The sequence below is a fragment of the Thermogemmatispora sp. genome, from assembly GCF_019683755.1.
Taxonomy (GTDB): Bacteria; Chloroflexota; Ktedonobacteria; order Ktedonobacterales; family Ktedonobacteraceae; genus Thermogemmatispora.
This window is the reverse complement of sequence record NZ_JADGHT010000231.1, coordinates 1-7583: the sequence shown is the minus strand read 5'-3', so window position 1 is coordinate 7583 and position 7583 is coordinate 1. Positions and strand designations below refer to the sequence as shown.

Sequence of the window (7583 nt, the reverse complement as noted above, 5' to 3'; positions counted from 1 at the left end):
GTCATGGGCTATACCGCTACTGGCCCCACGGTGGCCAGTGGGACCAGGGCAGGCAGTGGCCAGGTGTCCGGTAGCGTCGGCGCCGGCGCTGGTCAACGCTTGCTACCACCGGGTCAGCGCTCTGGCCCGGTGGCTCCTGCCCTGCCAGCTTATATCAGTCCTCAGGATGAAGCCTATAAGGCCAAATATGGTCAGCCAGGCGGCTGGGATCTGTTGCGCGTCTCACCTGCCGAGCGGCGTCGGCTCCATTGGCTACAGGTCTTTGCTGCTGCTCTACTCACTCCCTCCCTGTTCTATGAGCTATTTTCGCGACTGCCTTTCTTTGAGCGCGCTCCTCTTCCCCCAGATCCTGCTTTTCTACCGGCATTGCTAGCTATGCTGCCGCTGGCTCCATCAGGGGCTTTGCTGCTGAATACAGATCATGGCTGGCAGCGCTCAGCGCTGTTGAACCGTTTCTGTGCGGGGCTGGCCATCACTCTGGCTGCTCTGGGTATTCTGGAACCCACTTGGCATAGCTTTTTCCAAGATGGCGCGCCCCCACTCCATGCCTTGACCCTGCTCGCTTTGGCGGCCCTGGCCGGTACTCTGGGCAGCAGCCAGTCTATCAGCAGCCGTTTGTTGGCTGGAGCAAGTTGGGCAATGAAGCGCTTCCGCTTGCCGACTCTGGCTCTAATCATGATCATCGGCGTCAGTCTGGGCTTAAGCCTGGCTTTGGGAACAAGCCTGAGTCTGCTGACGCCCCTGGCCGTCGCTGCCGGGGCGACTGTGGCTCTGGCTCTCATCTTCCGGATCGATCGATTGATCGGGCATCCCTAGCTGCAGGTGAGAGAGCAGTGATGAGGTCTGGAGCATTGGCACAGCCGCGGAGCAAGGGTAAAGTGGTTGTGGTGCTGGGTCCTACGGCCTCGGGGAAGAGTGCCCTTGGCATTCAGCTTGCGCAGCGCTTCAATGGCGAGATCGTCTCTGCCGATTCGCGTCAGGTCTATCGAGGACTAGACATCGGCACCGCTAAGGTTACCCCCGAGGAGCGGGCGCAGATCCCTCATCATCTGCTTGACGTGGCCGATCCTAGCGAGGTTTACAGTGCTGCTCGCTTTCGGGAGGAAGCATTGGCAGCCATCGATGCTATTCTGAGTCGTGGCAAACTGCCCTTGCTCGTGGGCGGCTCTCCCCACTATATTCAATTGGTTGTTGACAATCTGCAGGTGCCCCAGGTGCCGCCCGACATGGAGCTGCGTCGTCAACTTGAACAGCGCCCGCTGGCAGAGCTGGTTGCCGAGCTGGAGCGACGTGATCCACATACTGCGGCACATATTGATCGGCGCAATCCGCGACGGGTGATCCGCGCTCTGGAGGTCTGCCTCCTGACGGGCCGACCTTTCTCCGAGCAACAGGGAGCGCCAGCCCCTCTCTATGAGTCTCTGCTGCTTGGGATTCACTGGCCACGTGCAGAGCTGTACCGCCGCATTGATCAGCGTGTCGACGAGCGCCTACGTCAGGGCATGGTCGACGAAGTACGCCGCTTACTGGCCCAGGGTATCAGTCATGAACGGCTGGAGGCCCTGGGACTGGAATATCGCTTTATCAGTCGCTTGCTGCGGGGAGAATACGAGAGTGAGGCCGTCATGGCGGAGCACCTGAAGCATGCGATTCACGACTTCGCCCGTCGTCAGTTGAGCTGGTTCCGGCGTGATCAGCGCATTATCTGGCTGGAAGGCCCCGACCTGGAGCGAGCCACAACCGAGGTAGCGCGCTTTCTTGGAGAAGAGTGCGGCGGCGCCTTCTCTGCTGCAGAGCTGGCCCAGCAGCCATCAGGTGAAGTCAACCAGGGGCCTTCGCAGGGTATGGAGGCAGGCAGCTAGCGAGTACGGCTCTCGCCTCCTTGGCGGAGCCTGCTCGAGAGCAGGCTCCGCTCTCTTAGCTGTGAGCTTCCCCCGAAGGCTCCTCATTAAAGCATCGCCAGCCGGATCAAGCAGGCCCTGGGAGATGGGCAGGTTAAGCCACGACAGAGGTGGCTTCAGAGCTGGTCTCGGGTCCCTCCTCAGACGAAGGACGGCCACCATTGCCATTGCCGTTGAGAGCGCTGTGTGGTGTCACCACAGGGAGATTGCTTTCGACGACCTGGCCCCCATCGATCAAGAGATAATAGGGGAATTGAGCAGGATCGAAAGCACTGCTATGTGAGATAAAGAAGATCTGCTCGAAATGTTGCCCAAGCATCTCACCAGTGACCACCTCGACCACTGCCTGCGCTCGCCGCTGATCGAAGGAGCTGAGAGGCTCATCAAGGAGCAAAAAGCCCGGGGCAGCGCTTAGCTCGCGTGGCAGAGCAGCGATTGCAAAGGCCAGGCGCAGGGCGAACGAAATCTGATCTGCTGCGCCGCTCGAAAGCGCTTCTCGCGGAATATACTCTCCTGCCGCCGAATCCCAGACGCGCCAGCGTAGAGGCCCCCCGCTAGCGCTGCCCTCCTCTGGCTCCGTGACCAGTTGCACATCGTGATAGCGACCACTGGTTAGGAGAGGCAAGATCTGCTGCATGTAGTATTCGGTACGCGGGATCATCTTGCGCATCAGGCGCTCAATGACCGCGGCGATCAACATGCTACCCCGTTTCTTCGTCTGATAAGTGCGCTCTTGCTGCTCCATGCGTCTGCGAGCCTGCTCCAAATCAAGCTGCTCGCCGCCGGTTTTGAGCTGTTGGCTCAGCTCCAGCTCCTCCCGCTCATGTTGCTGCATTTCCAGCTCCAGACGGGCGCGCTCCTCCTCCAAGCGCTGGCGATCGTCAACTCCGTACTCACCAACGAGAGGCCAGACTGCCACAATTTCCTCACGCCGATAGCCCTGGGGAATGGGGCGTCCACGCAGATCTAGCAACGCTCGCACTCGCTCCTGGATCTCTTCGATCTCCTGCCGACACAGCTCGATCTTAGCGCGTGAGGCTCCCTCCTGCACCTGTAACTGCTCCAGCTCTTGCAGGATGCTTTCCTCACTGGCCGCCTGCAGCTCCTGCTGACAGCGGGCGCGCAGTCCATTGAGGGTCTCAGTAAAAGGATTGGGGGGAATAATCCAGCTACCGAGAACGGCGCTGAACTTCGCCAGTTGCTGGTAGTAGCCGGAGAGCGACTGCTGACGCTCTTTCAGGAGCGCAGCGTAATGCTCGCGGCGGCCCTGTAGCTCAATGCGGCGCCCGAGGGTAATATGGAGTGCCTCTAGCTCGCGGCGAGCAGCACTCTCTGCGCTACTGACCTGAGCCTGGCCGAACTGCAGTCCGAGAGGCTTGACACGCTGGCGTAAAGAATCTGTCAACTGCTGCAGAGCCTCCCTAAGAGCGGCCTGCTGCTCGCGCGCGCGGGCCAACTGCTGAAGAGGATCGCTTGTCTGAAAGCGTTCGAGGCGTCCGAGTAGCACCTGTTTGCGGGCCTGAAGGCTCTCCAGCTCCTGCTCGCAGGCCTTGATCTGCTCCTGAAGCTCAGCAATAGCATCGATCTTCCCATCGAGGGCAGCAATTTCCAACTCAGCGGTCTTAAGAGCCTCATCGATGATGGCCTTTAGCTCAGCATGCTTGGCAGGTGAATTAAAGACGTTGGCTTCGAAGGTCGGGATTGGGAGGCCCTCCTGCCCCATCAAGGTCGCCAGCTCATGGCGAGCCTGTTCCACGGCCACCAGGTCGCTGCGGAGCTTGCTGTGAATATCATCCCAACCTTTAGAGCGCGCCTCTTCTTCCAGGTCGCTCACCTGCTTACGCAGAGCAGCCACAGTCTCAGTGGCCTTAGCCACCTGGGCCCGCCAGGTAGTCAACTGCTCACGAGCCTCAGCAAGAGCCTGCTGTTCATTGAGCGAGGAGCGCTCAGCCTGAGCCTGCTCAATCAAGCGACGCGCCTCATCGGGGGAAGCTGGAACCTCGGCCCCCAAAGCCCGGATCTCCTCCTCAACGCGGGCTAGAGCCTCCTGACCGCCATTGGCACGCGCCGCGGCCTCGCGAGCCGCTACCATTGCCCGTACATGATTGAGAGCATCCTGCTCACGCTGCAAAGCCTGCTGAACCGAGACACGAGCTCGACTATAGCGGATAAAGAGCGCAATGAAAGCAGCAACGCAAGCAGCCGCCAGCACAATGCCGATCACCGCCGGGACCAGGAGCTGCGACAAGGCCCACCAGAAGCTCAGGGATGCCGTGATCGCGAAGGCGGCCACGGTGACCACAAGCACAGCGAACAAGCGACGCGCCACGCTGAGAGCAGCCGCGGCCTCCTGGTGACAGCGCTCATGCTGTTGATAGGCGGCCCGTACCTGCCGTTCAGCCTCTGTCACGCCGCGCAGTTTGTCGCGCAAGCGCAGCCATTCCTCAAGCTGACGCGCGAGATTCTGACGTCGCCAGCGCTCCTCGTAAGTCGCGACCCGCTGTTCGACCTGGCGCAATTCCTGTTCAGAGCGCGCCTGCTCCTGTTCGGCCTCGCGCAGCCGACGGCGCCTTTCCTCTATCTGATTCTCTAGCTGCTCAGCCTGCTCACGCGCTGCCAGGCGCTGGGCATAGCGCTCCTCAGCCTGACGCAATGCCTCTAAACGGGAGGCTAGATGACGCAGACGACGCAGCCGCTCCTCCAGCGATGGACGACCGGCACGGCGACGCTCCTCCAGCTCACTACGCGTCAGGCGCGCCTGATCAAGGCGCGCCTGAGCACGACTGATCTGTGCCTCTAGCTGCTCAAGGTTCTCCTCAAAGGTAGTGCGCTCCTGGACCTCCTGCTCTAGCTCCTTAATCGTACTCACAGTCGCCAACAGGTCGGTAGCCATGCGCTCCAGAGTGCCGAAAGAGCGGGAAAGATCTTCCAGCTCACGCACACGCTTTTCTAGAGCAGGCAGCTCCTCGCGCTCGCGTAGCTCCAGATCAGCGATCTGGCGATCCAGCTCAGGTAGCTCGCGCCGAGCCTCAGCCATCTCATCATACGCCGTAATCAGCTCTGCCAGGATCGCCTCAGCTTTCTTAAGCTGCTGTACGCGTGCCTGGCGGCTTTTCAACTCAGAGCGCTTCTGCTGGATGGCCGCTAGATTACGCTCTTGCTCAGCGATCTCAGCCTCCTGTTGCTCGATCTCCGCGAGATGTTCATTGACTGCGACCGCATCTAGAGCCTCTTCGACCTGACCTAGCTTGGCGCTCAGCTCTGGAATACGTGCTTGCAGCTCAGCCAAACGCAGGCGAGCAGAGCACTCGCGCAGCTGCTCCTCATCTTCAGGAGTTAAACGAAACTGCTCAGCCAGGCGCGTGAGCTTCTCCAGGCCCAGCAGGCGGCGCAGAGTACTCTCCCGTTCGCGGCCACTGATCTGTTCAAGGCGCTGTAGCCCCTTCTGCTCTACCAGGCATGAGTTGCGCAGTGTCTCGCCATCGAGGCGGCCCAACTCAGTGATAATGCGTTCATTAGCGGCACGTAGCTGAGTAATTGGCTCACTCTCAGGCATCCCCAGGCGGCGCACCAGGAGTGAGACGCGCTGGCCACTGCCACGCTCAACCGTGCGCGTGATGGTCAACTCAGTGGCACCGACGGAGAGAGTCAGCTTAACCGTGGCCTCGGACTCTCCGTACATAATCAGATCATCCAGCGCCCGTTTCTCCCGATTTGTAGTGAGTGGCTCGCCAAAGAGAGCAAAGTAGATACATTCAAAGAGGGTTGACTTACCAGCCTCGTTCGGCCCCTGGATCAGGATACTTCCGCGCTGGGGAAAGTGCAAATCTAAATCGCGCAAGAGCCTGAAACGCTCGACCGTCAGGTGTTTTAGAATAATCATTTCTGCTTCACTCCGTTCACACTCCTCTCGGGAGATGCGAGCGCTCTCCGCTGGCCCCTCTTAGAGCAAGAGGAGAGAGGCCAGCATGCTCGCCGCGATCCGCCCTTACGCTACCACAACTCCTTTACATAGCTCAGTTCAGTAAGGCAGATTCACCGACCGACGGGCACACCGCTCGGACCCGAGCGGGCAGGCGTCCAGGGTGATCTGCGCTAATGGATTTCGTCCAGAGCATTCAACAGCACTTCTTTTGTCACTAAAAGAGCTTTTTTCTCTTGTTCATCAGAGGCGGCAGCGATCCACTCGTCGGCCAGAGCAGCCAGTTCCTCGCGAGGGGAGAAGCGCTCAGTAGCCTCAGCCGGGCCGGGAGCAACGGAAGCCTCATGGTCGTCAGGCAGCAGCGTCAAGGCTGTGTCATCGATAGCCAGCGAGAAGGCATGCTGTTCGCCGTAACGGCGGATCTGGTTCAGATCGAGCTGATGGTATTGCTGGCGTGTCAGCTCACCCTCCAGTTTCAACTGAACCATGGTTTGTTGGTCGCAAAGAGGGCGCAGGCGATCTAGAATCACCGCGGTGGGAGAGCCAGCAGCATCAGTAGAACTGGAGGCCTCAGTTTCGCCGCTGTGTGCCTCTGCCGGCGAAGCAGGCCAGAGAGCGCTAGTCGGCACAACCAGGCGGCGCAGGCGCACCGTTTCGACAGCAATATGTTTACACCAGCGGATGCCATCGCTGGCCAAGCCGAGAAAGACAAAGCCCGGCTCGGTATCGGCGGGGTCATTGAAATCAATATGCTGAGTGGGCCCAGCGACGATCAGCTCGCACTGGCCGAGGCGCATATGATGAAAAGCATGATGATAACCAGCTAGGATATACTGGAAGGCGGTCTGCCGTGCCAAAGTAGAGCGACTCACCAGGGCCTGGGCTTCGGCAGGGACAGGCTCATTGGCCAGGCCCTCGATCGGGGCGTGGAGGATCAAAATACGGATCTGAGCGCGCTCAAATTCAGCGGCGGGGCGAACATAGGCCAGAGGATCACCCTCCTGGCCAGCGCGCACACTCAGACCACAGAGGCCGACCCGTAGCTGCCCAATTTCACAGAGGGCCGGGGGCAACTCGATCAGAGGCTGCCCACCTCCCAGACCAACGCCCGCAGCCAGCGGAGCAGACGGGCGGGGAGGAAGTGAGAGCGGCTCAAAATAATGGAGGGCGCCAAGGCGCGCAAAGCTCAATTGAGGTGCCGGCAGCGCCCCCTCCGCAAGGGCGCGCCCCAAAGGCGGCGTATCGTGCAGCCCACCAACCATAAAGGTGCGCACACCGGCCTGTCGAAGTTGGACCAGGCGCTCGGCCACAAAGCTACGCTCATGCTCAGCCGGGTTTAAGCTATCGAAGAGATCGCCGGCCTGGACGAAAAGGTCCACGCCCTGGCCAATGGCAAAATCGACTGCCTGTTGAAAAGCATGTCGTAGCTGACGTGCTCGCTCCTCACGTCGGCGCATCGGTTGACCAGCGGCAGCTCCCAGATGGTTATCCGCTGTGAAAACCACCGTGACCACATCACGCGAGTGTGACGCGGCATCCTGCTCCTCACTCGCCTGCTGCTCAGGGTCCAGAGTCTTTCCTGAACCCTCCTCCACAAGTTCTTCTGTCATCGTAAGCTACTTCCAACTGAACTGAGAGACGATCCTACTGTCGTGCGACAGGTCGCAGTGATCTTTCCTGCACATAGAATGGATGGTAAGAGGAGTCTATCATAAATTATGACGATTAAAAAACAGGCGGCCCGGAAAGAGGGACCATTT

The 7583-nt window shown here is 59.9% G+C and carries 3 protein-coding genes and 1 pseudogene; 2 read left to right on the top strand and 2 right to left on the bottom strand.

Translation table 11 applies throughout. From position 1 onward, the window contains the following. Together IRZ24_RS14130 and miaA are read left to right on the top strand one after the other, a co-directional pair. Positions 1 to 816, top strand: a pseudogene (locus tag IRZ24_RS14130) (hypothetical protein); the annotation flags it as partial. 35 nt (positions 817 to 851) lie between these two features. Further along, on the top strand, positions 852 to 1862 hold the full coding sequence (miaA, locus tag IRZ24_RS14125) for a tRNA (adenosine(37)-N6)-dimethylallyltransferase MiaA (protein WP_297165332.1): 1011 nt from the start codon (positions 852 to 854) through the stop codon (positions 1860 to 1862). Positions 1863 to 1995: 133 nt separating this feature from the next. Here miaA and IRZ24_RS14120 read toward each other — a convergent pair whose 3' ends face one another. Both IRZ24_RS14120 and IRZ24_RS14115 read right to left on the bottom strand, forming a co-directional pair. Then, positions 1996 to 5784 (bottom strand): AAA family ATPase, encoded by a 3789-nt coding sequence (locus IRZ24_RS14120; RefSeq protein ID WP_297165329.1) that lies wholly within the window; start codon positions 5782 to 5784, stop codon positions 1996 to 1998. Between the two features lie 212 nt (positions 5785 to 5996). After that, on the bottom strand, positions 5997 to 7433 hold the full coding sequence (locus IRZ24_RS14115) for a metallophosphoesterase (protein WP_297165327.1): 1437 nt from the start codon (positions 7431 to 7433) through the stop codon (positions 5997 to 5999). Positions 7434 to 7583 lie beyond the last annotated feature (150 nt).